24 protein-coding genes and 1 pseudogene are annotated in these 24,600 nt (G+C 67.9%); 12 read left to right on the top strand and 13 right to left on the bottom strand.

The window, feature by feature from the left end:
• Nucleotides 1-10: 10 nt before the first annotated feature.
• The 8 genes from can (at nucleotide 11) to DGN21_RS07740 (ending at nucleotide 9,402) form a co-directional block, all read left to right on the top strand.
• Nucleotides 11-673 (top strand): carbonate dehydratase, encoded by a 663-nt coding sequence (gene can, locus DGN21_RS07775; RefSeq protein ID WP_016902447.1) that lies wholly within the window; start codon nucleotides 11-13, stop codon nucleotides 671-673.
• 85 nt (nucleotides 674-758) lie between these two features.
• Nucleotides 759-1,289 (top strand): 3-hydroxyanthranilate 3,4-dioxygenase, encoded by a 531-nt coding sequence (locus DGN21_RS07770; protein WP_024939857.1) that lies wholly within the window; start codon nucleotides 759-761, stop codon nucleotides 1,287-1,289.
• A 199-nt stretch (nucleotides 1,290-1,488) separates the two neighbouring features.
• Nucleotides 1,489-3,630 carry an FUSC family protein gene (locus tag DGN21_RS07765; protein ID WP_215825180.1) on the top strand — a complete coding sequence of 714 codons (2,142 nt, stop codon included), beginning with the start codon at nucleotides 1,489-1,491 and terminating at the stop codon, nucleotides 3,628-3,630.
• A 34-nt stretch (nucleotides 3,631-3,664) separates the two neighbouring features.
• On the top strand, nucleotides 3,665-4,936 hold the full coding sequence (gene kynU, locus DGN21_RS07760) for a kynureninase (RefSeq protein ID WP_215825179.1): 1,272 nt from the start codon (nucleotides 3,665-3,667) through the stop codon (nucleotides 4,934-4,936).
• Nucleotides 4,937-5,108: 172 nt separating this feature from the next.
• The gene (locus tag DGN21_RS07755) at nucleotides 5,109-6,476 is read left to right on the top strand and encodes an NAD(P)/FAD-dependent oxidoreductase (protein ID WP_054592270.1); all 1,368 of its coding nucleotides are present in this window, start codon (nucleotides 5,109-5,111) and stop codon (nucleotides 6,474-6,476) included.
• 106 nt (nucleotides 6,477-6,582) lie between these two features.
• Nucleotides 6,583-8,028 carry an exodeoxyribonuclease I gene (gene sbcB, locus DGN21_RS07750; RefSeq protein WP_215825178.1) on the top strand — a complete coding sequence of 482 codons (1,446 nt, stop codon included), beginning with the start codon at nucleotides 6,583-6,585 and terminating at the stop codon, nucleotides 8,026-8,028.
• Complete coding sequence (locus tag DGN21_RS07745) at nucleotides 8,025-8,711, top strand: DUF2461 domain-containing protein (protein WP_024940671.1); 687 nt, start codon at nucleotides 8,025-8,027, stop codon at nucleotides 8,709-8,711. The genes sbcB and DGN21_RS07745 overlap by 4 nt, the downstream gene beginning before the upstream one ends.
• Nucleotides 8,712-8,835: 124 nt before the next feature.
• Nucleotides 8,836-9,402, top strand: coding sequence for a DUF2939 domain-containing protein (locus DGN21_RS07740; RefSeq protein WP_126965592.1), 567 nt, complete (start codon nucleotides 8,836-8,838; stop codon nucleotides 9,400-9,402).
• A 67-nt stretch (nucleotides 9,403-9,469) separates the two neighbouring features.
• Here DGN21_RS07740 and DGN21_RS07735 read toward each other — a convergent pair whose 3' ends face one another.
• From DGN21_RS07735 to DGN21_RS07695, 9 genes and pseudogenes are all read right to left on the bottom strand, one after another.
• Nucleotides 9,470-10,213, bottom strand: coding sequence for a transferase (locus tag DGN21_RS07735; RefSeq protein ID WP_215825177.1), 744 nt, complete (start codon nucleotides 10,211-10,213; stop codon nucleotides 9,470-9,472).
• Nucleotides 10,210-11,175 (bottom strand): 5'-nucleotidase, encoded by a 966-nt coding sequence (locus tag DGN21_RS07730; protein WP_102584340.1) that lies wholly within the window; start codon nucleotides 11,173-11,175, stop codon nucleotides 10,210-10,212. Before DGN21_RS07730 ends, DGN21_RS07735 begins: the two co-directional genes overlap by 4 nt.
• Before the next feature lie 177 nt (nucleotides 11,176-11,352).
• Nucleotides 11,353-12,129, bottom strand: coding sequence for an NAD kinase (locus tag DGN21_RS07725; RefSeq protein ID WP_016902458.1), 777 nt, complete (start codon nucleotides 12,127-12,129; stop codon nucleotides 11,353-11,355).
• 217 nt (nucleotides 12,130-12,346) lie between these two features.
• The gene (gene rlmKL / locus DGN21_RS07720) at nucleotides 12,347-14,482 is read right to left on the bottom strand and encodes a bifunctional 23S rRNA (guanine(2069)-N(7))-methyltransferase RlmK/23S rRNA (guanine(2445)-N(2))-methyltransferase RlmL (protein ID WP_215825176.1); all 2,136 of its coding nucleotides are present in this window, start codon (nucleotides 14,480-14,482) and stop codon (nucleotides 12,347-12,349) included.
• Nucleotides 14,479-14,670, bottom strand: coding sequence for a hypothetical protein (locus DGN21_RS07715; protein ID WP_081008586.1), 192 nt, complete (start codon nucleotides 14,668-14,670; stop codon nucleotides 14,479-14,481). The genes rlmKL and DGN21_RS07715 overlap by 4 nt, the downstream gene beginning before the upstream one ends.
• Nucleotides 14,649-16,262 (bottom strand): annotated as a pseudogene (locus tag DGN21_RS07710) (ATP-binding cassette domain-containing protein). The gene DGN21_RS07715 and the pseudogene DGN21_RS07710 overlap by 22 nt, the downstream one beginning before the upstream one ends.
• 392 nt (nucleotides 16,263-16,654) lie before the next feature.
• The gene (locus tag DGN21_RS07705; RefSeq protein ID WP_024940677.1) at nucleotides 16,655-17,161 is read right to left on the bottom strand and encodes an N-acetyltransferase; all 507 of its coding nucleotides are present in this window, start codon (nucleotides 17,159-17,161) and stop codon (nucleotides 16,655-16,657) included.
• Between the two features lie 40 nt (nucleotides 17,162-17,201).
• Nucleotides 17,202-17,729 (bottom strand): YqiA/YcfP family alpha/beta fold hydrolase, encoded by a 528-nt coding sequence (locus tag DGN21_RS07700; RefSeq protein WP_024940678.1) that lies wholly within the window; start codon nucleotides 17,727-17,729, stop codon nucleotides 17,202-17,204.
• On the bottom strand, nucleotides 17,726-18,217 hold the full coding sequence (locus tag DGN21_RS07695; protein WP_102252204.1) for an MOSC domain-containing protein: 492 nt from the start codon (nucleotides 18,215-18,217) through the stop codon (nucleotides 17,726-17,728). Before DGN21_RS07695 ends, DGN21_RS07700 begins: the two co-directional genes overlap by 4 nt.
• A 23-nt stretch (nucleotides 18,218-18,240) precedes the next feature.
• On the opposite strand from DGN21_RS07695, the gene DGN21_RS07690 reads away from it, so the two are divergent.
• Nucleotides 18,241-18,816: an N-acetylmuramoyl-L-alanine amidase gene (locus DGN21_RS07690; RefSeq protein ID WP_115043289.1), complete on the top strand. Its 576-nt coding sequence runs from the start codon at nucleotides 18,241-18,243 to the stop codon at nucleotides 18,814-18,816.
• Nucleotides 18,817-18,864: 48 nt separating this feature from the next.
• Here the strand turns inward: DGN21_RS07690 and DGN21_RS07685 are convergent, their stop codons facing one another.
• The 4 genes from DGN21_RS07685 to DGN21_RS07670 all read right to left on the bottom strand — a co-directional run bounded on the left by DGN21_RS07685 (nucleotide 18,865) and on the right by DGN21_RS07670 (nucleotide 22,390).
• Nucleotides 18,865-19,818: a DUF1684 domain-containing protein gene (locus DGN21_RS07685; protein WP_167708744.1), complete on the bottom strand. Its 954-nt coding sequence runs from the start codon at nucleotides 19,816-19,818 to the stop codon at nucleotides 18,865-18,867.
• A gap of 88 nt (nucleotides 19,819-19,906) precedes the next feature.
• Nucleotides 19,907-20,779 carry a sulfurtransferase gene (locus DGN21_RS07680; protein WP_215825175.1) on the bottom strand — a complete coding sequence of 291 codons (873 nt, stop codon included), beginning with the start codon at nucleotides 20,777-20,779 and terminating at the stop codon, nucleotides 19,907-19,909.
• A complete protein-coding gene (locus DGN21_RS07675) occupies nucleotides 20,776-21,573 on the bottom strand; it encodes a CoA pyrophosphatase (protein ID WP_215825174.1) in 798 nt (265 codons plus the stop codon). Before DGN21_RS07675 ends, DGN21_RS07680 begins: the two co-directional genes overlap by 4 nt.
• Before the next feature lie 118 nt (nucleotides 21,574-21,691).
• On the bottom strand, nucleotides 21,692-22,390 hold the full coding sequence (locus DGN21_RS07670) for an FKBP-type peptidyl-prolyl cis-trans isomerase N-terminal domain-containing protein (protein ID WP_016902469.1): 699 nt from the start codon (nucleotides 22,388-22,390) through the stop codon (nucleotides 21,692-21,694).
• Nucleotides 22,391-22,553: 163 nt separating this feature from the next.
• On the opposite strand from DGN21_RS07670, the gene DGN21_RS07665 reads away from it, so the two are divergent.
• The 3 genes from DGN21_RS07665 to nth are packed head-to-tail and all read left to right on the top strand — an operon-like array spanning nucleotide 22,554 to nucleotide 24,434.
• The gene (locus DGN21_RS07665) at nucleotides 22,554-23,336 is read left to right on the top strand and encodes an enoyl-CoA hydratase-related protein (protein ID WP_215825173.1); all 783 of its coding nucleotides are present in this window, start codon (nucleotides 22,554-22,556) and stop codon (nucleotides 23,334-23,336) included.
• Nucleotides 23,337-23,346: 10 nt separating this feature from the next.
• A complete protein-coding gene (locus tag DGN21_RS07660) occupies nucleotides 23,347-23,727 on the top strand; it encodes a hypothetical protein (protein WP_024940433.1) in 381 nt (126 codons plus the stop codon).
• The gene (gene nth / locus DGN21_RS07655; protein WP_184551634.1) at nucleotides 23,724-24,434 is read left to right on the top strand and encodes an endonuclease III; all 711 of its coding nucleotides are present in this window, start codon (nucleotides 23,724-23,726) and stop codon (nucleotides 24,432-24,434) included. Before DGN21_RS07660 ends, nth begins: the two co-directional genes overlap by 4 nt.
• Nucleotides 24,435-24,600 lie beyond the last annotated feature (166 nt).

Raw genomic sequence — 24,600 nt, 5'->3', positions numbered from 1 at the left:
TACTGCGCGCATGAACGAGCTCAACCATTTGCTTGAAAACAACCGTGCCTGGTCCGAGCGCATCCGCCGCGAGGACCCGGAATTCTTCTCCAAGCTGTCCACCCAGCAGACGCCCGAGTACCTGTGGATCGGCTGCTCGGACTCGCGCGTGCCGGCCAACCAGATCATCGACATGGCCCCGGGCGAGGTGTTCGTCCACCGCAATATCGCCAACGTGGTGGTGCATACCGACCTGAACTGCCTGTCGGTGATCCAGTTCGCCGTCGACGTGCTCAAGGTCAAGCACATCCTGGTGGTCGGCCATTACGGCTGCGGCGGCGTGTTCGCCAGCCTGACCCAGAAGCGCATGGGCCTGGTCGACAACTGGATCCGCCACGTCACCGATGTGGCCGACAAGCACGAGGCCTGCCTGCACGACGCGGGCGACCTGCCGGTGCAGCACGCGCGCCTGTGCGAGCTCAACGTGCTCGAACAGGTGGTCAATGTGTGCCGCACCACCATCGTGCGCGACGCCTGGGACCGCGGCCAGGCACTGCAGGTGCATGGCTGGGTCTACAGCCTGCGCGACGGACGTGCGCACGACCTGGGCATGTCGATCGACCGCCCGGAGCTGCTGCAGGAACGTTACGACGCCGCACTGGCGCGCATCCAGGCCGATCACGCCGAACGCTGAGCCGCACCCGCACGCCATCCGGCCGCGGCGCCCATCGGCGCCGTCGGTTGGCTATGCTGGACGTCTTCTTTGCCGAGGAACGTCGATGCTGGTCCCGCCGATCAACCTGCAAGCCTGGATCGAGCAACACCGCCACCTGCTCAAGCCACCGGTGGGCAACAAATGCATCCAGCAGGACGGCTTCATCATCATGATCGTCGGTGGGCCGAATGCGCGCACCGACTATCACTACGACGAAGGCCCGGAGTGGTTCTTCCAGCTCGAAGGCGAGATGGTGCTGAAGGTGCAGGACGAAGGCGTGGCACGCGACATCCCGATCCGCGCCGGCGAGATCTTCCTGCTGCCGCCGAAGGTGCCGCATTCGCCGCAACGCGCGGCCGGCTCGATCGGCCTGGTGATCGAACGCGAACGCTTGCCCAACGAGCAGGACGGGCTGCAGTGGTATTGCCCGCAGTGCAATCACAAACTGTACGAGGCGATGTTTCCGCTGCAGGACATCGAAACCGATTTTCCGCCGGTGTTCGATCATTTCTATCGTTCGCTCGCGCTGCGCACCTGCAGCCAGTGCGGGCATCTGCACCCTGCGCCGGAGCGCTATGCCACTGTCGAGGCATGAGTGGGCGATGGCCGGGGCAATTCCAGGCACGCGTCGCACAGGTCTTCGAGCGCATTCGCTCGGCGGTGGCCATCGGCGCGCCGCCGCGCCCTCGCAATGCCGCGCAACGCAATGACGATGCAGCTGCGCGCAGCGCACCGTGTGTCGAGCGTGTGCACGCGCCGCAGCCGCGCCGTGCGTCCGCATTGAACCCCATGCCATGCTGCGCACGCTGATCGACCTCAAGCCGCGCGACGTGCCATTGCGCGTTGCGTTGCGTAACACCGCCGCGGTGGTGCTGCCGCTGGCGGTCGGCGTGGCCACCGGGCATGTCGCCGCCGGTCTGGCCGTGTGTACCGGCGCGCTCAACACCATGTTCACCGACCAGCCCGGCCCGTACCGTGCGCGCCTGCAGCGCATGCTGATGGCCGCGCTGGCAGCGGGCCTGGCTGCGTTGCTTGGCATCTGGGTCGGCCACAACACGCCGGCATTGGTGATCGCCGGGCTGCTGCTCGGTCTTGGCGGCGGCTTGCTGGTGGCACTTGGCCCGGTGGCAGCGCGGGTGGGGCTGACCAGCATGATCCTGCTGGTGGTCAGCGCCGACATGCGCCTGCCGGTGCAGCAGGCCGCGGGCGTGGCGGCATTGATCTTCGCCGGCGGCCTGCTCCAGGTAGTGCTGGCACTGGCGGCCTGGCCATTGCAACGCTATCGCCCGGAGCGCTTCGCGCTGGCCGACCTGATGCGTCAACTGGCCGGCATCGCACGCCAGCGTCCGGAAGCCAGCGCCCCGCCACCGGCCACCCAGGAAGTGCTCGATGCGATGGTGATGCTGCATGGCGAGCATCGCTCGCGCGCGATCGCCGTGCAGAGCTTCCGCATCATCGCCGAGCTGTGCGAGCGCGTACGGCTCGAGCTGCTGTCGCTGGCCGATGTCGATACCCGCCTGACCGACTCGCAGGCGCGCCCGGCGATCGAGCGCGTGCTCGAACGCAGCGCCATCGTGCTGGAACAGCTCGCGCATGCGATGACGGTGGGCGAAGACCCGCTCGCCGCCAATGCCTCGATGACCGGTTTCGACGATCTGGTCGCCGCACTGGCGCAGTTCCAGCACGACAACGCCGATACCCGCGAGCGCCGGCTGGTGCGGGTGGCGGTGGCGCGCGCGCAAGGCCTGGGCGGCCAGCTGCGCGCCCTGATCCGCAACGCGCATTGGGCCAGCAGCCGTGGCGAGATCCAGGCGCAGCTGGCCGAAGCGCGCCTGCCGGCGGCCCTGCGGCCCGCGGCGACCTGGGCCACGCTGCGCGCGAACCTGGATCTGTCCTCGGTGGCGTTCCGGCATGCCTTGCGCTGCGGCGTGTGCCTGGCGCTGGCGATCGCCTTCCAGCGCTGGCAGCAGATCCCGCACGGCTTCTGGATTCCGATGACCACCGCCATCGTGCTCAAGCCGGATTTCGGCGGCACTTTCAGCTTCGGCGCCTTGCGCGTGGCCGGCACCTTCGTCGGCCTGCTGGTGGCGACCTTGCTGGCGCACCTGGCGATGGACGGCGCCAGCGTCCGCCTGGCGTTGCTGGCGCTGTTCTGCCTGGGCTTCCGCCTGCTGACGCAGGTGAATTACGGCATCGGCGTGGCGTTTCTGACCGGCATGCTGGTGCTGCTGCTGTCCTTCGAAGGCGTGGCACCGGGCGAGGCCATCGGTGCGCGTCTGCAGGCCACGGTCGCCGGCAGTGCATGGGCGTTGATCGCCTACGCGGTGTGGCCCACGCGCGAGCGTCGGCATATCCGCGCCTCGCTGGCGCAACTGCTGAGCGCCTATAGCGATCATCTGCGCAATCTGCTGCTAGGCAGGATGGAGGATCTGGGCGACACCCGCGCTGCCGCACGCGTGGCGCGCACCAACGCGCAGGCCTCGATCGAACGCCTGCGCGGCGAGCCACGCAGCCGGCGCAATCTGCACGAGCTCAAACTCGCCGAATCCTTGCTGGCCAACGGCAACCGGCTGATCCGCGCCACCCTGTCGCTGGAGGCGGTACTGCGCGACGGCCATCCCCTGCCTGCGCTGGAAGCGCTGCCCGCCTTCGCGCAACAGGCCGACCAGGCATTGTCCGAGCTGATCGCCTGCCTGGTCGACGGCGGCATTCCCGCCGCAGCCACCCTGCGCGGCGCCGAGCGCCAGCTGTCAGATGCGCTAGCAGCCCTACCCGACGGCTCGCCCGCCACCGCCGCACTGGCCGACACCATCGACCGCATCACCGACAGTATCGGCACCTTGACGCATCTACTGCGCCCTGCCCGGCCAGCCTCGACCACCGCTGCAACCGAGGCAGCGGCCGCGCATGACGGCGCACACGGTGCCGGCGGGTAAACTGCGTCACTGACCTGCGTTGCGAGCCGTGATCATGACCGACCTGCTGTCCCGCGCCCATGCCGTTGCCCTGGACGCCGCCGACCCGCTGCGCCACCTGCGCGATGACTTCGTGTTCCCGCAGCATGCCGGCCAGGACCAGACCTATTTCGTCGGCAATTCGCTGGGCCTGCAGCCGCGCGGCGCGCGCGCGATGGTGGCCGAGGTGCTCGACCAGTGGGGCGCGCTCGCGGTGGAAGGCCACTTCACCGGTCCCACCCAGTGGCTGACCTATCACCAGCTGGTGCGCGATGGCCTGGCGCGCGTGGTCGGCGCACAGCCCGGCGAAGTGGTCGCGATGAACACGCTGAGCGTCAACCTGCATCTGATGATGGCCAGCTTCTACCGGCCCACGCCCGAACGTGGCGCCATCCTGATCGAAGCCGGCGCGTTTCCGTCCGACCGCCATGCGGTGGAATCGCAACTGCGCCTGCATGGGCTGGATCCGGTCACGCAGCTGATCGAAGTGGAAGCCGACCAACCCAATGGCACGGTATCGATGGCGGCGATCGCCGATGCCATCGCACGGCACGGTCCGCGGCTGGCGCTGGTGCTGTGGCCCGGCATCCAGTACCGCACCGGCCAGGCCTTCGAGCTGGGCGAAATCGCGCGGCTGGCACGCGCGCAGGGCGCGATGGTGGGTTTCGACCTGGCGCATGCGGTCGGCAATATCGCGTTGACGCTGCACGACGACGGCGCGGATTTTGCGGTGTGGTGCCACTACAAATATCTCAACGCCGGCCCCGGCGCGGTGGGTGGCTGTTTCGTGCACGCACGCCATGCCAACAGCGACCTGCCGCGCATGGCCGGTTGGTGGGGACACGAGCAGCAGAGCCGCTTCCGCATGCAGCCGCAGTTCGTGCCCTCGCCTGGCGCCGAAGGCTGGCAGCTGAGCAATCCGCCGGTGCTGGCGCTGGCGCCGCTGCGTGCGTCGCTGGAGCTGTTCGATCAGGCCGGCATGCCGGCGCTGCGCGCCAAGTCCGAACAACTCACCGGGCACCTGGAACAGCTGATCCACGCCCGCGTGCCGCAGGCGCTGCAGATCGTCACCCCGGCCGAGCCGGCGCAACGCGGCTGCCAGCTGTCGTTGCGGGTGGCCGGTGGCCGCGCGCAGGGGCGCTCGCTGTTCGAGTACCTGCAGTCGGTCGGCGTGCTCGGCGACTGGCGCGAGCCAGACGTGATCCGCATCGCGCCGGTGCCGCTGTACAACCGCTTCAGCGATCTGCATCGGTTGGTCGAACAGGTGGAAACCTGGGCCAGCGCCTGAGTACGCACGGCACAGACTGTGCCATCGACCAGATCGGTGCGTGGGCCGGAACCGGCACACGCGCACGTACACTCCGAACCCGCACCTGGCTGATCGCGGCAGGTGCCGTTGCCAGCCATCCCCGTTCCCCCCCTTCGCCGGCACTTGCGTCCGGCCGCTGCCGGATACCGCATTGAGCGCAGTCTCTCCCCGTTCCCTGACCTTGATCGGCGCTGGCCTGGCCGGTTGCCTGCTGGCCATCCTGCTGTCGCGTCGCGGCTGGCAGGTCACCGTCTACGAGCGCCGCGGCGATCCGCGCATCAAGGGCTACGAGTCCGGCCGCTCGATCAACCTGGCGCTGGCCGAGCGCGGCCGCCATGCGCTGCGCCAGGCCGGTGCCGAAGACGCGGTGATGGCCAAGGCGGTGATGATGCGCGGGCGCATGGTGCATCCGTTGATCGGCGAACCGCAGCTGCAACGCTACGGACGCGACGACAGCGAAGTGATCTGGTCGATCCACCGCGCCGCATTGAATGTCGCACTGCTGGATCTGGCCGAACGCGCTGGTGCACGCGTGCATTTCTATCGCCGCCTGCACACGGTGGACTTCGATGCCGGCTATGCGCGCTTCATCGACGACCGCGACGACCAGCCGCACGAAATCCACTTCCAGAGCCTGATCGGCAGCGATGGCGCCGGCTCGGCGTTGCGCGCGGCGATGCAGCGCAAGTCGCCGCTGGGCGAGCGCACCGAATTCCTCGATCACTCCTACAAGGAGCTGGAAATTCCGCCGTTGCCCGGTGGCGGTTTCCGCATCGAAGGCAATGCGCTGCACATCTGGCCGCGCGGGCGCTACATGTGCATCGCGCTGCCCAACGACGGCGGCACCTTCACCGTCACGCTATTCCTGCCCAACGCCGGCGAGCCCAGCTTTGCCACCACGCGTACCGGCGACGAAGCGCTGGCCCTGTTTGCGCGTGATTTTCCCGATGCCCTGCCGCTGATCCCGCAGCTCAAGGAGCATTGGGAAGAACATCCGCCCGGCCTGCTCGGCACCCTCACCCTGGACCGCTGGCATCTGGGCGGCCGCGCACTGCTGATCGGCGACGCCGCGCACGCGATGGTGCCGTTCCACGGCCAGGGCATGAACTGCGCGTTCGAAGATTGCGTGGCGCTGGCAGAGCAGCTGGATGCGCACGAGGATCTGGAAACTGCGTTTGCCGCGTTCCAGGCCGCACGCCGTGACGACGCCGCAGCGATCCAGCAGATGGCGCTGGAGAATTACCTGGAGATGCGCGACCGCGTCGACGATCCCGATTTCCTGCTGCAACGCGCGCTCGAACAGCAATTGCAGGCGCGCTGGCCCACCCGTTTCGTGCCGCATTACACGATGGTGACCTTCCTGCGCACGCGCTACTCGATCGCCCTGGCGCGCAGCGAGATCCAGCGTCAGATCCTGGTCGAGGCCACGCGCGGGCATAGCGACCTGTCGCGCATCGACTGGGCCGCGCTGGAGGCGGTCGTGCATGCGCGCCTGCAGCCGCTGGAAGGCGCGCACTGATCCACCCGCACAGGCCGGCGTCAGCAGGCGTAGGTGCGGATAAGAGATACTAGGCAGCACTGGCGGCGCCCTGCGCAGTGCGCCGCGGATCTGGATTTCATACGGCATGCCTGACAGCTTTCTCTTCTACGACCTGGAAACCTTCGGCCAGGATCCACGCCGCACGCGTATCGCACAGTTCGCCGCGGTGCGTACCGATGCGCAACTGCGCGTGATCGAAGAGCCGATCAGTTTCTATGTGCAACCGGCCGACGATCTGCTGCCCTCGCCGTACGCGACCATGGTCACCGGCATCACCCCGCAACACGCACTGCGCGAAGGCGTGAGCGAGGCCGAAGCGTTCGCGCGCATCTCCGAGCAGATGAGCCGGCCGCAGACCTGCACGCTGGGCTACAACTCGATCCGCTTCGACGACGAGTTTGTGCGCTGCGGGCTGTTCCGCAATTTCTACGACCCGTACGAGCGCGAGTGGCGCGGCGGCAATTCACGCTGGGACCTGCTCGACGTGTTGCGGCTGGTGCATGCGCTGCGCCCTGACGGCATTGTCTGGCCGCAGCGCGAAGACGGCGCCACCTCGTTCAAGCTCGAACACCTGGCCGATGCCAACGCAGTGCGCGAAGGCGACGCGCACGAGGCGCTGTCGGACGTGTACGCCACCATCGGCATGGCGCGCAGGTTCCAGCAGCATCAACCCAAGTTGTGGGACTACGCGCTGCGCCTGCGCGACAAGCGCTTTGCGGCGACGCTGCTGGACGTCATCGCGATGCAACCGGTGCTGCATATCTCGCAGCGCTATCCCGCCTCGCGCATGTGCGCCGCCGCGGTGCTGCCGTTGACGCGCCATCCGCGCATCGACAGCCGCGTGATCGTGTTCGATCTGGATGGCGACCCTGAAGTGCTGTTGCGCCTGAGCCCGGACGAGATCGCCGACCGGCTGTATATCCGCGCCGCCGACCTGCCCGAGGGCGAGCAGCACATTCCGCTCAAGGAAGTGCACTTGAACAAGTCGCCGGCGCTGGTGGCCTGGCAGCATCTGCGCGCAGCGGATTTCCAGCGCCTGGGCATCGACCACGACGCGGTGCTGGCCAAGGCTGCACGCCTGCGCGAGCTCGGCCCTGAGCTGGCCGAAAAAGTGCGCCAGGTGTACGGCAACGAACGCGCTGCGGCGCCGGCGGTCAACGATGCCGATGCCTCGCTCTACGACGGCTTCCTGGCCGAAGGCGACAAGCGCCTGCTGGCGCAGGTGCGCGCCAGTGCGCCGGCCGAACTGGGCGCGCTGGAGTCGCGCTTCCGCGACCCGCGCCTGGTCGAGTTGCTGTTCCGCTACCGCGCGCGCAACTGGCCGCAGACGCTGTCGTTCGAAGAGCAGGAACGCTGGAATGTCTATCGCCGTCAACGCCTGCTCGACGACCGTGGCCTGGGCGAGGTCACGCTCGATCAGTTCCATGCGCAGATCGCGGATTTACGGCTTGCTCACCCCGACGATGCTACCAAGCAGTCCCTGCTCGATCAGCTCGCCGCCTGGGGTTTGGACCTCCAACGCACGCTATGACCACCTATTTTTCCGACGCCAGTTTCAAGTTCCTGCGCGCCCTGGCGCGCCACAACGACAAGACCTGGTTCAACGACCACCGGCATCAGTACGAGGCGCATGTGCGCCAGCCGTTTCTGCAGCTCATCACCGACCTGCAGCCGGCCCTGGCCGAGGTCAGCGAGCACTATCGCGCCGATCCCAAGACCCAGGGCGGCTCGCTGTTTCGCATCTACCGCGATGCGCGTTTTTCCAACGACAAGTCGCCGTACAAGAACTGGCAGGGCGCGCGCCTGTTTCATGAGCGCCGCCGCCAGGTGCCGGCGCCGTCGTTCTACATCCATCTGCAGCCGGGTGAGAGTTTCGTCGGTGCCGGGCTGTGGCATCCGGAGCCGGACACCCAGCGCAAGCTGCGCCAGTTCATTTTCGACAATCCCGCCAACTGGAAAGCGGCCGCCTACGAACCCAGACTGCGCCGCAAGTTCGCGCTGGATGACAGCGAGAAGCTGGTGCGTGCACCGCGCGGTTTTCCCAACGAGTTCGAGTTCATCGACGATCTCAAGCATCGCAACTGGGCGTACCTGCGTCATCTCGACGATGCCGTCATGACCGGCCCGCGCCTGCGTCAGACCATCGAGGCCGACCTGGTGGTGCTGGCGCCGTTCGTCGATTACCTGTGCGCCGCGCTGGATCTGGAATTTTGATGGATCGCGCGGCGCCGACGGCCATCGACGCGGCGCCGGCGGTCGGCACACCGAAGCGATCTCTCGCTGCGCGGCGCTGTGCATCGCTGCGTCTTGCACCAACCACCGCGATGGACTGCACACCATGAACAAACGCTGGTTGCTGTTGCCCGTACTGGCCGTGCTGCTGCTTGTCAGCTATGTGGTTGCAGGCCCGTACCTGGCCATTCGCGGCATCAGCCAGGCAGTCGCCAATCGCGACACGGCGCAACTGGAACGCCATGTGGATTTCCCCAGCCTGCGGGTCAACCTCAAGGCGCAGCTGGACGATTACCTGGTCCGCCAGGCCGGCAGCCGCATGCAATCGAGCCTGCTCGGCGGGTTCGCCCTGCAGCTCGCCAGCGGTATCAGCGGTGCCGGCGTGGACACGCTGGTGACGCCGCTGGGCATCGGCGCGCTGCTGCAAGGCCATAGCGTGTGGAATCGCGTCACCGGCACCACCGTCAGCCCGGACACCTATGCGGCCCCGGCGCCGGCGCGTCCGCTGCAAGGCGCCGAGCAGCGCTTCGAATCCACCCGCCGCTTCACCGCCACCACCCGCACCGCGACCGGAGCGCCGGTGGTGTTCGTGCTGACCCGCCAAGGGCTGCGCTGGCGGCTGACCGATATCCAGCTGCCGCTGGCAGATGCGGAAACTCCGCTGCCCCCATAAGCGCGCGCTTGCGAGCGATATTGGGATTTTCTCTTGCGCAGGCTGACGCCGCGCGCCGGACAGCGGCTTACGAAAACCGCCAGGCCCGCTCCATCCACGCTGCCTGCAGCCGCAGCATCGACGGCCGCAGTTGCCGGCGCGCCGGCCACGGCAACGGCGCCAGTGCCTGCTCCGCAGTGCCCGGCGTGCGTTTGCCGTTCCAGGCATACAGCAGCTGGTTGCGCGGATCCGGCTCGGGCAACAGCAGCACCCGCCCATCGAATACCTCGCGCAGCGTGGCCAGATGCCCGGCCAGTGGCACCTGGAACAGGTTCAGCGCCAGCACACCGCCGGGCGTCAGCGCAGCGCGGCAATCGGCGTAGAACTCGGGGGTGCACAACGCCGGTGGGATGCCATCGGCATCGTAAGCATCCAGCAGCAACAGGTCGTAGCGCCCGGCACGCGTGCCGATCCACTGCGCACCGTCGCCATGCGTAACCTCAAGCCGCGCATCGTCGCGCGGCACGCCAAACGCATCGCGCAACGCCAGCACCTGCGCATCGGCGTCCACCGCCTCGATGCGCGTGCTGCGCAGATAGCGGTGACAGAACTTGGCCTGCGCGCCGCCGCCGAAGCCGATCAGACCGATGCGTTCGGGCCGCGGCTGCAGCCACAGCGCCGCCAGCATGCCGCGCGTATATGGCAGCATCAGCCGGTACGGTGCCCAGCGCGACATGCGGGTCTGCACGGTGTCGTCGGCGAAGTACAACTCCAGCTGGCGCCAGCTGGAGCGCAGCGCGGCGCGTCCGGCCGGCTTCGGTGCCTCGCTCACCTGCCCGGCGGATCGTTGGCCACGCCATGCGGTACGTGGCCGGCCGCCACGTGCTGGTGCTGGCGCGCACTGTCGATGTTGTGCTGCGAATCGTCGAAGAAGATGTCCGCGCCAAACGCCTCCAGGAACGGCCCCTTGTGCCGCCCACCGAGGAACAGCGCCTCGTCCAGACGCACGCCCCACTCGCGCAGGGTGCGGATCACCCGTTCGTGCGCCGGCGCCGAGCGCGCGGTGACCAGCGCGGTGCGGATCGGCGAGGCCTCGCCCGGCGGGAATGCCGCCTGCAGCGCATGCAGCGCCGACAGGAAATTGCGGAACGGCCCGACCGACAGCGGCTCGCGCGCACGTTCGCGCTCGTGGCGCCCGAATGCCTCCACGCCCTGCTCGCGCGAGATGCGTTCGCTCTCGTCGCCGAAGATCACCGCATCGCCGTCGAAGGCGATGCGCAGCTGCGTCGACAGGCGGCTTTCGTCGTTGTCCACGATCGCCGCGGCGGCCTCGGCGCGTTCGCCCGGCGCGCGCGGCATGATGGTCGCCGCCGCAATGCCATGGGTGAGCGCACGCCGTACCGACTCCGGGTTGGCCGACAGGAACAGGTCGGTGCCGAACGGCTTCACGTATGGCCAGGTCGGCTGACCCGAGGTGAAGGTCGCCCGCACGATGCCCAGGTTGTAGTGCTGGATCGAATTGAAGATGCGCAGCCCGGTGTCGGCGGAATTGCGCGACAGCAGGATCACTTCCACACGCGGGGTTTCTTCGGGCACATCGTGGTTGAGCGCCAGCAGCTTGCGCACCACCGGAAAGGCCACGCCCGGCTCCAGGATGTCGTCCTCATGCTCGCGCTGGAACGCCGAATACGCTTCCACGCCATCGGCCTCGAACAGCGCGTGGCCTTCTTCGAGATCGAACAGCGCGCGCGAGGTCACTGCGACGGTCAGGAGTCTTGGGGAGTTATCGGTCATTGGGGCGGGGATTCGGGAGTGGGGATTCGGGATTGGTCAGGAGCAGGGATCAGGGAGTTTCAAATTCGGGACCGGATCATTCATACCGCAGCGTACTGTGCCGACAACATCGCGTGCGCTAGGTGGCACGCTGCTGCCGTTGCAAATCCCGAATCCCCACTCCCCAATCCCCGCTCCTCAAACCGCAAACTGTTCGCTGAAGATGCGTTCTTCCAGATTGTGTTCGGGATCGAACAGCAGCGTCACCTGGCGCTGGGTGGATTCGCGGATGGTCACTTCGACCACGTCGCGGATCTCGTGCGAGTCGGCAGTGACGCTGACCGGGCGCTTGTACGGGTCCAGCACGCGGAAGCACACTTCGGTGTCGGCCTTGAGGATCGCGCCACGCCAGCGGCGCGGGCGATACGGGGCGATCGGGGTCAGTGCCAGCGTGTGCGAGCCCAGCGGCAGGATCGGCCCGTGCGCGGAATAGTTGTAGGCGGTGCTGCCGGCTGGCGTGGCGACCATGACACCGTCGCCGATCAGCTCGGCGATGCGGGTCTGGCCATTGAGATCCACGCTCAGGTGCGCGGCCTGGCGGGTCTGGCGCAGCAGCGAGACCTCGTTATAGGCCAGCGACACCGTGCTGGCACCGGACTCGGTCTGCACCTGCATTTCCAGCGGGCGCAGGTGCGCCGGTTCGGCACGTTGCAGACGCGCGAGCAGGTCATCCTCGTCGTCGCGGTACTGGTTCATCAAGAACCCGACCGAGCCCAGCTTCATGCCGAACACCGGCTTGCTGGCAGCGCCGTGCCGGTGCAGGGTCTGCAGCATGAAGCCGTCCCCGCCCAGTGCGCAGACGATGTCGGCGGTATCCAGCGCATGATCGCCATAGCGCTGCACAAGACGCGCGCGCGCGGTCACCGCCGGCTCGGCGTGACTGGCGAGAAAGGCAATCCGGGGTGGTGCGGTCATCGTTGACTCCAGAGCATGCGAATCAGCATACCGCAGCGCTGTGGTGGGCTTGTTGGCTAGCCGCCCCGCCCTCGCCTGCGCGGACGCGCCTGCGCCTGCGCCTGCGCGATCGGGATCGGGCGCCACCGGTGACACGACGCACGTCAGCGCAACGGGCGCGGCAATCCCGCGCGCGCCCTGCGCGTACTGCCCGGCCAGACGTCACCGGGCCACTTCCTCAGGCGGTCAACCGCCAGGCGCGATGGATGCGCGCATGCCGCTCGAAATCCGGGTCGATGGTGCGCGGGCTGATTTCTTCGCACTGCGCAAACTCGGCCACCAGTTCCTCGTCGAGCTTGAAGCGGCGGAAGTTGTTGGAGAAATACAGCACCCCACCCGGCGCCAGGCGCGCCACTGCCGCGCGTAACAGCCGCACATGCTCGCGCTGGATGTCGAAGTCTTCGGCGCGTGCGGAGTTGGAGAAGGTCGGCGGGTCGCAGAAGATCACGTCGAAATGCGCGCGCTCGGCTTCCAGCCAGGCCAGCGCGTCGGCCTGTACCAGCTTGTGCTTGCTGCCGGCCTGGCCGTTCAGGGCCAGGTTGTCGGCGCACCACTGCAGATAGGTGCTGGACAGGTCCACGCTGGTGGTCGAGCTCGCGCCGGCCACCGCCGCTTCCACGCTGGCCACACCGGTGTAGCAGAACAGGTTGAGGAAGCGCCGCCCCTTCGATTGCGTGGCCATGGTGCCGCGCAACGGGCGATGATCCAGGAACAGGCCGGTATCCAGGTAATCGAACAGATTCACCCGCAGCAGCGCGCCATGCTCGCGCACGTTGATGAATTCGTTGCGCTGCTCGAAGCGGCCGTACTTGCTGCCGCCCTTGCCGCGCTCGCGCGATTTGAGCGCCACGCGTTCGCCCGGCACCTCGAACACCTCGCGTGCGGCGGCCAGCAGTTCGCCCAGACGGCGGCGCACGTCGGCTTCCGGAATCGTCGCCGGCGCCGCGTATTCCTGCACATGCAGAAACACGCGGCGATCGCCATCGGCTTGCTGGTACACGTCGATGGCGGCGGAGTATTCCGGCAGATCGGCGTCGTAGACGCGGAAGCATTCGATGCCTTCGCGTGCGCGCCACTTCTTGAACTTCTGCAGGTTCTTGCGCAGGCGGTTGGCAACCATCTGCGCGCCTTCGCTGAGCGCGGTCGGCGCCGCCAGCGGGGTGCGCCGCGGCACCGCGATCGGGTCGCAGACAATCAACGCGCATTCGATCGCGCCATTGAACAGCTGGTATTTCTTGCCCGCGCGCAGGCCGGTGGCATACGCCAGCTCGGCGTTGCCGCACAGCAGGCTGGCCCGCCATTGCGGCACGGCGCGCTGCAAGCTATCGCCCAGGCGGCGATACAGCGCCGCATCGGCGGCCAGACGTTCGTCGTAAGGCGGATTGCACACCACCACGCCGGTGGCCTGCGGCGGGGTCTGCAGGTCGCCCACCTCGCGCACGCCGAACCAGATCGCCTCGGCCACGCCAGCCACTTGCGCATTTTCTTTCGCGGCGCGGATCGCATGCGGGTCCATGTCGCTGCCGTGGATCACCTGCCGGAGCGCGGCGCGGCCGAGACTGTCGCGCTCGCGCGCTTCGCCCACCAGTTGCTGCCAGCCCTCGCGGTCGAAGCCGCGCCAGCGGCTGGGGAGATCGCTGCCATAGCGCTGCAGGCCGGGCGCCACGTCGGCGGCCATCAGCGCGCCTTCGATCAGCAGGGTGCCGCTGCCGCACATCGGATCCAGCAGGCCGCCGCCATCGGCGTAGGCGCGCGGCCAACCGGCGCGCAGCAACACCGCCGCAGCCAGATTCTCCTTGAGCGGCGCATCGTTCTGCGCCATGCGCCAACCACGCCGGTGCAGCGGGCCGCCGCCCAGATCCACCGAGATGGTGGCGCGGCCCTTGCGCAGCGACAGGTTCAACCGCAGATCCGGGTTGTCCACGTCCACCGACGGACGTTCCAGGCCCTGCCGGCGCATGGTGTCGACCACCGCGTCCTTGATCCGCTGCGCCGCGTAACGGGCGTGCGTGATCGCGGTGCCGGAGACATGCGCGTCCACCGACAGCGTGTGGCCGACGGACAGGTGCTCGTCCCACGGCAATTCGGCCACGCCGGCATACAGCGCGTCCTCGTCCGGGCAATCGAATTCGCTCAGCGGCCACAACACGCGGCTGGCCAGGCGCGACCACAGCACGGCGCGCTGCGCGTCGCGCAGGTCGCCTTCGACGTTGACGCCGGAGATGGTGGCGGTGGCCTTGCTGGCCCCGAGCGACAGCAGCTCGTCGGCAAGCAGGTATTCCAGGCCCTTGGCACAGGATGCGAAGAATTTCACGTAGGCAGGTATCGATGGAGACGCTGGCCGTGGGGGCGAGCGTGGGAGCAGGACGCTGGGCCGGCGCCCGGGAGGGCAAAGCCGTGGCCGCCGCGGGCGGGGCGCAAATGGTCGGCCATCGGAGCCGGCTTTACCAGCCCGCCGGCCGGATCGCCCACCGCGCGGTTCACCACGGCGCCAGCCGCCACTGCGGCTGCGCAGTCTCCAGGCGCTGCCGCAGGCCCAGCCGCTGCAGGAAGGCGGCATCGTGCGAGGCGACGATCAGCGCCCCCTGGTAGCTGCGCAGCAGCGCCTCGATCGCTTCCACCGCGGCCAGGTCCAGGTGGTTGGTCGGCTCGTCCAGCAACAGCAGTTGCGCCGGCTGCGCCCGGTACAGCGCACATGCCAGCGCCGCCTTGAGCCGTTGGCCGCCGCTGAGCTGGCCGGTGGGCAGGTCGGCACGCTGTTGGTCCAGGCCCAGCAGCGCCAGGCGCAGCCGCTGCGCGTGTGCTGGCGCGTCCGGAGCTGCATCCTGCAGCTGCGCAGCGGCCGAGCGCGCCGGATCCAGCAGCCCCAGGTGCTGATCCAGGTACGCCACCGGCACATGCACCTGGCAACGCCCCGCGCTGGGTTGCAGGCGCCCGGCCAGCAGCTGCAGCAACGACGACTTGCCGCTGCCATTGGGGCCGACCAGGCCGATCCGCGGCTGCCCATGCAGCAGCAGGTCCACCCGCCGCCCGCCCAGCCGTCCGTCGGCCAGCTCCACCTGCTGCAGCGTGGCCAGCTGCCGCGATGCACCGGCGGGCGATGTCGGCGCCAGGAGCGCGATCGTGGGGTCGTCCTGCACCAGCGCTGCGGCCTGCACCACAGCCTCGCTCAGCCGCGCCTGTTCGGCCTGGCGTTGCTGTTGCAGCCGCCCCGCGCTGAGCTCGCTGCGCTGCTTCTGCGCGCCGAGCAGGATCGCGGCCTGGTTGGCCTGCCCTGCGGCACGCGCGCCGCGTGCCTGGCGTTGCTGTTGACGCTGCTGCTGTTCGCGCAGCGCCTGCTCACCGCGTGAACGCGCCTGTTTGCGCTGGGCCAGCAACGTGCTGGCCGCCTGCTGTTCGATGGCGCGCTGCTACGCATAGAACGTGTAATTGCCGCCATAACTGCGCAGCCCCTGCGCGGACAATTCAACGATGCGCTGCATCGCATCGAGCAGGTCGCGGTCGTGGCTGATCACCAGCAAGCCACCGCTCCACGCCAGTAACTGATCCATCAGCCGCTGCCGTTGCGGGCCATCCAGGTGATTGCTGGGCTCGTCCAGAATCAACAGGTCCGGCCGGGTCAGAAACGCACCGGCCAGTGCCACGCGCGTCGCTTCGCCGCCGCTGAGCTGCGCGGCCGGTGCACGCGGATCGCGCCCACCCAGACCTTGTCGTTCGAGTTCTGCGGCAAATTGCGCATGGGCGGTCCAGCGCTCGCCGACCAGTTCAAAATCGGCGGGCGCAACGCTGCCGGCGGCGATACGGTCCAGCGCATCCAGCAGCGGCGCGACACCGGCCAGTTCGGCAATGCTCTGCCCCGGCGCCACGCGCACGCGCTGCGGCAGGTAATGCACGCTGCCGTTGCGCACGTAACGCCCTGCGCTGGGCAGCACCTCGCCGGCCAGCAGGCGCGCAAGCACGCTCTTGCCCACGCCATTGCGCCCGACCAGGCCGGTGGCGCGTTGGTCGATGTGGATGGACAGATCGGAAAATAGCGGGCTGCCATCGGGCAGCACATACGCAACGCTTTCCAGCGTCAGCGACGGACAGGTCATACGGGTCTCCATTGCATGCCAGCACACGCACCGATCCAGCCGGACCGGCAGCGGGTAAGGCCGTCATCACGACGGCGGCATCAATGGCGCATTGGACCAATCCTCAGACAGTGGGCAATGCGGCAAAGTGTAGGTCAGCCTGCGAGCCAGGCCAAATCGCAGGCGTGGCCGCGGTCAAGCCCAGCATGGCGAGCACCGGCGTTCATGGCGGTTCACGCTCCTGCAGGCCAGCACCTCGCCGACCTCCAGGCGCCCCCGGAAACCGCGGCGAGCGCTCGCCGGTACGCAATTGCCGGGATCCGGTGTCCCTGCGTCCTCAAGCCCGCGGAAACCATCCCCTGCCGACCCAGTGCCTGGCGTGGATCATGCCAAGCGGTCGCCAACGGCTGGACTCAACCCAGCCCGAAGGCCGGGTGATAGGCGACATCGGCCAGCGGCAGCAGCCGGTCGCCGAACGCCAGCGCCTGCAGCTCGGACGCCGGCACGCCGGGCAACACCAGCCCCGGTTCCACCGCAAAGCCCAGACGCCGGAAAAAGGCCGGCTCGCCCAATGCCAGGCAACCGGCGGCGCCACGCTCGCGCAAGCTGCCCAGCGCCGCCTGCACCAGGCGCGTGCCCAGCCCCTGGCGCTGATGCCCCGGCCCGATCGCCAGCGGCCCCAATGCGTACCAGCCGGGCGAATCGTCCGACAGCGACACCGGCGATACCGCCAGGTGGCCGACCACATACCCGTCGTGGTCGGCCACCAGCGACAGCGCCAGCGCGCCGTCGTTGCGTAAGGCGGCGATCACATGCTGCTCGTCGTGGCGGCTATGTTCGTCGCGCATGAACGCGACCATCGTCAGCAGCTCGATCGCCGCAGCATCGCCATCGCTGGCTTCGCGAATCAGCACGTTCATCGCAGGCCCCGCGGCCCGCTTGTCTTCAGACCATTGCGCATCACAGGCTCTGCAACAGTTCGGCGAAAGCGCGCGCCGACGCATCCACATGCGACGCCAGCCGGTGTTCGTCGTCGACCAGCAGCAAGCGCGCATGCCGCGCCTGCGCCCAGGCGATCACCTCGCCGGCCGGAATCAATTCATCGCGCCAGGCATGCACGATGGAAATCGGCACGCGCGCCGCATCCAGTGCCGGCAACGGCCCCATCCGGGTCGGCGGCACCATCAGGAACAGCCCGCGCGTGGGCACCTGCAACGACACCTGCGCAGCGATGTACGAGCCCAGGCTGGAGCCGACCAGCACCAGCGGGCCCTTGTCGGCCGCCGCCCGCGCGATCTCCAGCAGGCGTTGCAGCCGGCCCTGCACGTCGCCGAGCGAACTGACCTCGCGGCGTGCGTCCAGATCGGTGTAGTCCGGGCGCTCGTGGGTCCAGCCCAGCTGCCCGGCGACATCGGCCAGGGCGGTGACCTTGAGCGCGTCCGGGCCGCTTTCGAAGCCGTGCGACAGGATGCAATGACCGCGGCTCATAGCGCCTGCACCGTATCGCCGATGCGCAGCACGCCGCCACGCAGGATGCGCGCGCACAAGCCGCCATGGCCGCGCATGGCGTTGTAGCCGCCCGCGCCCAGTGCGTCTTCCATGCGCGAGCACGGATCGCAGGGGTCGGTGCCTTCCAGCTCGACATCGCCGATGCGGAAGCGCCGCCCCTTCAAGGCGATCAGCGGGATGCCGGACACCACCAGGTTGCGACGCAAGGTGGCCGGCGCAATTTCTGTATGACCGGCCAGCGCTGCGATCACCGGCAGATGCTCGGCCTGGATCAGGGTCACGCCACGCTTGCCGCTACCGCCCTTGTAGCGGTCGCCGACCAGGCCGATGCCGGTGGTGGCCTGCGCCGCGTCCACCTCGATCATGTCCACGTCGCGCGCCGGGCGCACGCCGATCCAGGTCACCTGGCCGGTCTGCGGCAGGGTTGCCATCAATTTGCCCAAAGGGCTGTCGGGATTCAAAGCCATCGTCGAATGCTAGCATCCGCCCCATGTCCGATGCCGTCCTGCCGTCGCCACCGATCACCTATGCGCCGTTGTCCTACGAATCGCGGCTGGCGCGACGCGCGCTCACGCAGATCGACATGGTGGTCATCCATTGCACCGAATTGCCCGACATGGCGATGGCGCGCGAATACGGCGAACGCGTGCTCTACGACAGCGGCACCGGCAACAGCGGGCATTACTACATCGACCGCAACGGCAGCATCCAGCAATACGTTGCGCTGGAGCGCGTCGCCCACCACGTGCGCGGCCACAACCCGCATACGCTGGGCATCGAACTGGTCAACAGCGGCCGTTATCCGCACTGGCTGGACTCGCGCCATCAGTGCATGAACGAACCGTACCCGCAGGTGCAGATCAACGCGCTGATCACGCTGCTGCAATGGCTGCAACAACAGTTGCCGTCGGTACGCCGGATTGCCGGCCACCAGGCACTGGACACCACCCAGGAAGCGGCCAGCGACGACCCGTCGCGCAAGATCCAGCGCAAGCTCGATCCCGGCCCGCTGTTTCCGTGGCCGCAGATCGAAGCGGCGGTCAGCTGGTCGCATGCACCGCGCTAGCAGCGGTGCCCCCATCGAAACAGCATTCTGCCTTCGCTGGTACAGCGCTCAACGCTCGGCTGCGCGGTAGGTCTTCTCGCCCGCATTCACCGCCAGATCCAGGCGATTTTCCGGCGATGCGATCGGGCAGACCACGTGCGGCGTCAACGCGCAGGGCGGATTTTCGGCCAGATTGAAGTCGAGCACGAGCCGGCCATCGTGTGGCGGCGCGGTGTAGAGATAACGCGCGCCGCCATAACTTTCCTTGCCGCTGGTGCGATCGGCGAACAGGAAGAACAGGCCCTGCCCGTCGTCGCTGACGATCGGCTGCAAGCGGTACTCCTGGCCATTGCGCGAGAACACCGCCTCGCCCGGTATCTCGACGGTAAGCGGCGTGCCGATCGACGTCAGCAGCGTGGTCGTGCGCGGGGTGGGATACGCCTGCCAGCGCGCCTGGATGCGCCAGTGCGGATCGGTCGGAAAATATTCCAGCCCGGCGAAATGGCTCAGCAGCGGCGCTGCCGGGTCGCGGAAACGCCAGCCGAACAAGCTGCCGGTTTGCACCAGATAGAACTGCCGCCCTTCCACATCGAGGCGATCGCCCCGCTGCCCTGCGCGCTCCGGCTCCAGGCGGACGCGATCGACACGCTCCCCGTTCAAGTACACCGGTACATGTGCGGCGGCGTCGAAGTGCACGCGGCCGTCGCCATCCAGCGTCAGCTGCCCCAGCTGCGCAGGACCGGCCGGCAATACCAGATCGCTGCGCGGATCGCTGCCCACCTGGTAACGGCCTGCGCGCACGCGCCCGGAGCCGGTGTAGCTCAGCCAACCGTCGGGCGCGCGCAAGCGCTGCAAGCGCTCGGCGCGTGCACGTTCGAGTTCGACCTGATACACCGCATGGCGGTCGCTCTGTCCACGACCGGCGATGCGCGCACCGTTGGCGTCGGCGGTCGACCCTGCCGAACAGGCCGCCATCGACAGCATCGCGACGCACAGCGCGCCGACCTGCAACTGCAACCGCATGAGTCACCCAGCACTGCGAGAAACTGCGCTCCGCGCAGCGAACCTGCGTCCCCACAGGTCACCGTTCCTGCCGCCATTGTGCCTGCAATCAGGGGCCGGTCGCGACCGGGCGTGTCGCATCCTGCAACCAACCGCTCCAGGAGCCGGCGTAAACGCGCGCGCCCGACAAGCCGGCCACTTCCAGCGCCAGCAGCAGATGGCAGGCGGTCACGCCCGAGCCGCACATCACCACTGCCTGCTCGGGGCGATACGCGCCCAGCAGCGCAGACAACTCGCTGCGTAGTTCCTCGGCCGGCTTGAAGCGACCATCGCGCAGGCTCACACCCAGCGGACGACTCACCGCACCGGGCACATGCCCGGCCACCGGATCGACCGGCTCCACCTCGCCGCGAAAACGCTCGGCGGCGCGTGCATCCAGCAACCAGCCCGGCGCCTGATCCAGCCGCGCCAGGATCTGCTCGGCCTCGACCACGGCATCGCCATCGAAGCTGCCCGGGTATGCCGCGCAATCGTGCAGTGCCGGCGGCTCGGTGCTTTCCGGCAACCCCGCCGCGCGCCAGGCGGCCAGCCCGCCATCGAGCACCGCCACGCGGCGATGCCCCAACAACCGCAGCATCCACCATGCCCGCGCCGCGGCCATGCTGCCGTCGGCGGCGTCGTAGATCACCACCTGGCTGTCCGGGTCGATCCCCCACTCGCCCAGCCGCCTGGCGAATGCCGCGCTGGTCGGCAGCGGATGCCGCCCTTGCGCAGGCTGCGACAGATTGGCCAGATCCTCGTCGAGATCGGCGTAGTGCGCGCCTGGCAGATGCCCCTGTGCATAGGCCTTGCGCGCTGCATCCGGGTCCGGCGCAGTCGGTGGCGCAGCGCGCGCGTCCAGCAGTCGCAACTGCGGATGCGGCAATGCCGCGGCCAGCGTGGCGCTGTCGACCAGCGTGGTCCAGTGGGGTTCCGCACTCATGCAACCTGCTCCAGACGACGACGAAGATTGAGGAGAATGGCCGCGGTGGCGCCCCAGATGCGGTGGCCAGGCCAGTCGTATTCCAGCACGCGGCGTGGCCGGCCGCGAAACTCCAGCTCCACGCTGCGCAGATTGTCCGGGTCCATCAGATAGGCCAACGGCACCTCGAACACCTCGGCCACTTCATCCGGCTGCGGCACCGCCACGAACGCCGGGTCGATCACCGCCACCACCGGGATGACGCGAAACCCGCTCACGGTCAGAAACGGATCCAGATATCCCAGCGCATGCACCTGGCCGGCGCCGAGCGCGATTTCCTCGCAGCTCTCGCGCAAGGCCGCAGCGGCCGCATCCGCATCCGACGGCTCGACCCGGCCACCGGGAAAACTGACCTGTCCGGCATGGTGACGCAGGCTGTCGGTGCGCCGGGTCAGCAGCACCATGGTGCCCTGCGCGCGCGGCACCAGACCGCACAGCACCGCGGCCTCGGCAGACGCGCCGCCTTCGGTCAGGTCGATCAATTCGGCATGATTCCAGCCCGGCCCGTCGGGCGCGGTGTCCATCGCATACAGCGCACGCTGCAGCTGCGCACATTCGGGCAGCCGCGCGGCCAACGCGCGCGCGGGCAGAACCGTGTGCAGATACTCCTGACGTTCGCCGTCGCTCATGCTCATCCAGCGTGCAATTTCATCCAGGCTGCGCAGGCAGCCGACACAGTGCGCCTGCGCGTCCAACGAACATACACCGATACACGGGCTGGGCAGGCCACTGCGGTTCGAATCCGTGTCGCTCATCGCTGGCTCCCGCCGCACCGCATCCTCACGCCGTCCGTCCATCCTGTCGCGCATCCGGTGGACCCAAACGACAACGCCGGCCTGGTGGCCGGCGTTGTCACAGCAACAGCAAACGCAATTACTTGACGCTGACCAGCTTGATCTCGAACTGCACGGCCACGTTCGGCGGGAACGGGGTACGCGGGTCGGCACCGTAGGCCTTCTCCGGCGGCAGGGTCACTTCCCACTTCGAGCCGGCCGGCATCTGCAGCAGCGTGTCGCGCATGGCCTGCATTTCGACTTCGCTGACCTTGATGGCCGGGATCTGCTGCGCCGGACGGGCCTTCTCGCGGTCGCCGAACGGGAACGGACCGGCCACTTCCAGCTGCACGGTGCTGGCCTGGGTCGGCTTGGCGCCCTTGCCGGCTTCGATCACGCGGTACTGCACGCCGCTCGGCAGCGTCTGCACGCCAGCGGTGCCCTTGTTCTTGGCCAGGAACTGGTCGCTCTTGGTCTTGTTGGCCGCAGCGGCCTTGTCGTACTCGGCCTTGGCCTGCTGGGCACGGCCCTGCTCACGCTTCTGGAACGCTTCGACAGCCGGCTTCAGCTGGTCGGCGGTGATCGCCGGCTGCTTCTTGGCATAGGCGTCCTGCAGACCCTTTACCACCGAGTTGATGTCGAGCTGCTCGCCGCGGCCGGTGAGCTCGGCAAGGTTGTTGCCGTAGTCATAGCCGAAGTAGTAGCTCAACTTGCCCTTCTCGGACGTCGTGTCCTGGGCCAGTGCATTGCCCGTCAGGGCCAGGGCCGCCACAGCGACCGCGATAGAACGCAACTTCATCAAACAATTCTCCAGGGTGGTGGCACAGGACGGGTCTGCCGCCTGAGATGACGCGCTAGGATAGCGGCCGCGATAGCGAACCGCTACTTATCACGAAAGCTATGACCAGCAAGGCTTTCGGAAGTTCCGCATTTACTAATTTTTTACGTTCGTAAGGATTTCCATGTCCAATCACGTCATTCTGATCGCCGACCACGCCAGTGTACGGACGATCACGGTCAATCGACCGGACAAACTGAACGCCTTGAACCAGGAAACGCTGCAGGCGCTGGATCACGCCTTCGCCGAGGCAGCGAGCGCGGACGACATCCGCGTGGTGGTATTGACCGGTGCCGGCCCCAAGGCGTTTGTCGCCGGCGCGGACATCGCCGAAATGCGCGATCTGTCGGCAATGCAGGGCCGCGAGTTCTCGCTGCTCGGCCAGCAGCTGATGCGCCGGATCGAGCGCATGCCCAAGCCGGTGATCGCCATGGTCAATGGCTTTGCACTCGGCGGCGGGCTGGAGCTGGCGATGGCCTGCCATCTGCGCGTCGTCGCATCCAGCGCGCGCCTGGGGCAGCCGGAAATCAATCTCGGCCTGATCCCGGGCTTCGGCGGCACGCAACGGCTGTTGCGTCTGACCGGGCGAGCGGCAGCGCTGGAACTGTGCCTGCTCGGCCTGCCGATCGATGCTGCGCGCGCGTTCCAGTTGGGTCTGGTCAATCGCGTGGTCGAGCCGGAGGCATTGCAGGACGAAACCCTCGCCCTGGCACAACGCCTGGCCGCGGCCGCACCGCTCGCGCTGCGCGGCATCCTGGATGCGGTGGTGTTCGGTGGCGAATGCGCCATCGAAGAAGGCCTGCAGCTGGAAACTGCGCAATTTGCACTGTTGTTCGCCAGCGACGACATGCGCGAAGGCACCGGCGCCTTTCTCGAAAAACGCCCCGCACACTTTCTCAACCGCTGATCGGCCTGCCATGACGTTCGACCCCACATCGGCACCACGTCCACTGGCCCTGCAGCTGTTCGACTGCGTCCACGCCGACGATCTCGATCGTGCGTTGGCACTGGGCCTGATGGAGTACCGGCCCGATCCACGCGACGACCTGCTGGATCCGGCCTGCCCGCAACTGAGCGCGGTGCTGCTGGCCGCACAACAACGGCTACGCGATGCCTGGGCAGCACGCGACCGCTACCGTGCACGCGCCGCGCGCCTGCAACGTCGCGCTGCCGAACGCGATGCACGCCGGACGCCTGCAGCGGCGCCCAGCCAACCGGCGGCCGCCGCATTACCGCCGCTGGCTGCGGCCATCCTGGCGCGCGCCAAGGCCAAGGCCGCTGGTGGAGCACAGCCATGAACGCGATCCACGTCACCGCGCCGGCACGGCGCGGCAGCAACATGCGCAAGCCCGAAATACAGGAGATGTTCGCGCGCCTGCGCGAGCTCAATCCGCACCCGACCACCGAACTGGAATACACCACGCCGTTCGAGTTGCTGATCGCGGTGCTGCTGTCGGCACAAGCCACCGATGTCGGCGTCAACAAGGCCACCCGCAAGCTGTACCCGGTGGCCAATACCCCGCGCGACATTCTCGATCTGGGCGAAGAAGGCCTGAAGCGCTACATCGCCACGATTGGCCTGTTCAACGCCAAGGCCAAGAACGTCATCGCCACCTGCAGAATCCTGCTGGAGCAATACGGCGGCGAGGTGCCGCACGATCGCGCTGCACTGGAGGCCTTACCCGGCGTCGGCCGCAAGACCGCCAACGTCGTGCTCAACACCGCGTTCGGCGAGCCCACCATGGCGGTGGATACGCATATCTTCCGCGTCGCCAACCGCACCGGTCTTGCACCGGGCAAGGACGTGCGCGTGGTCGAGGACAAGCTGGTCAAGGTCATTCCGGCCGAATTCCTGCACGACGCACACCACTGGCTCATCCTGCATGGCCGCTACGTCTGCAAGGCACGCAAACCCGATTGCCCAGGCTGTGTGATCCACGACCTGTGCCGCTACCGCGACAAGACCCCCGCACCCGCCGAAAAGCCGACAGCAGCAAAAGGCTAACCAGCCGTCACAGCAACGAACCCGCAAAACCAACGCCAAGCAATCATGCCGGCAAAGCATGCGTGCGCTTTTACGAATCCCAAATCCCGACTCCCCAATCCCCGCCCAAAAAAAAATCGCGACCGGGATGATGCGTCTTGCGGCGCCATGCATCACCCGGTCACGA

Origin of the sequence: Xanthomonas sp. MLO165, from assembly GCF_018831305.1 — a bacterium.
Classification (GTDB): Bacteria; Pseudomonadota; Gammaproteobacteria; order Xanthomonadales; family Xanthomonadaceae; genus Xanthomonas; species Xanthomonas arboricola.
The sequence above is the reverse complement of the archived record's forward strand: the minus strand, read 5'-3'. Positions and strand labels throughout refer to the sequence as shown.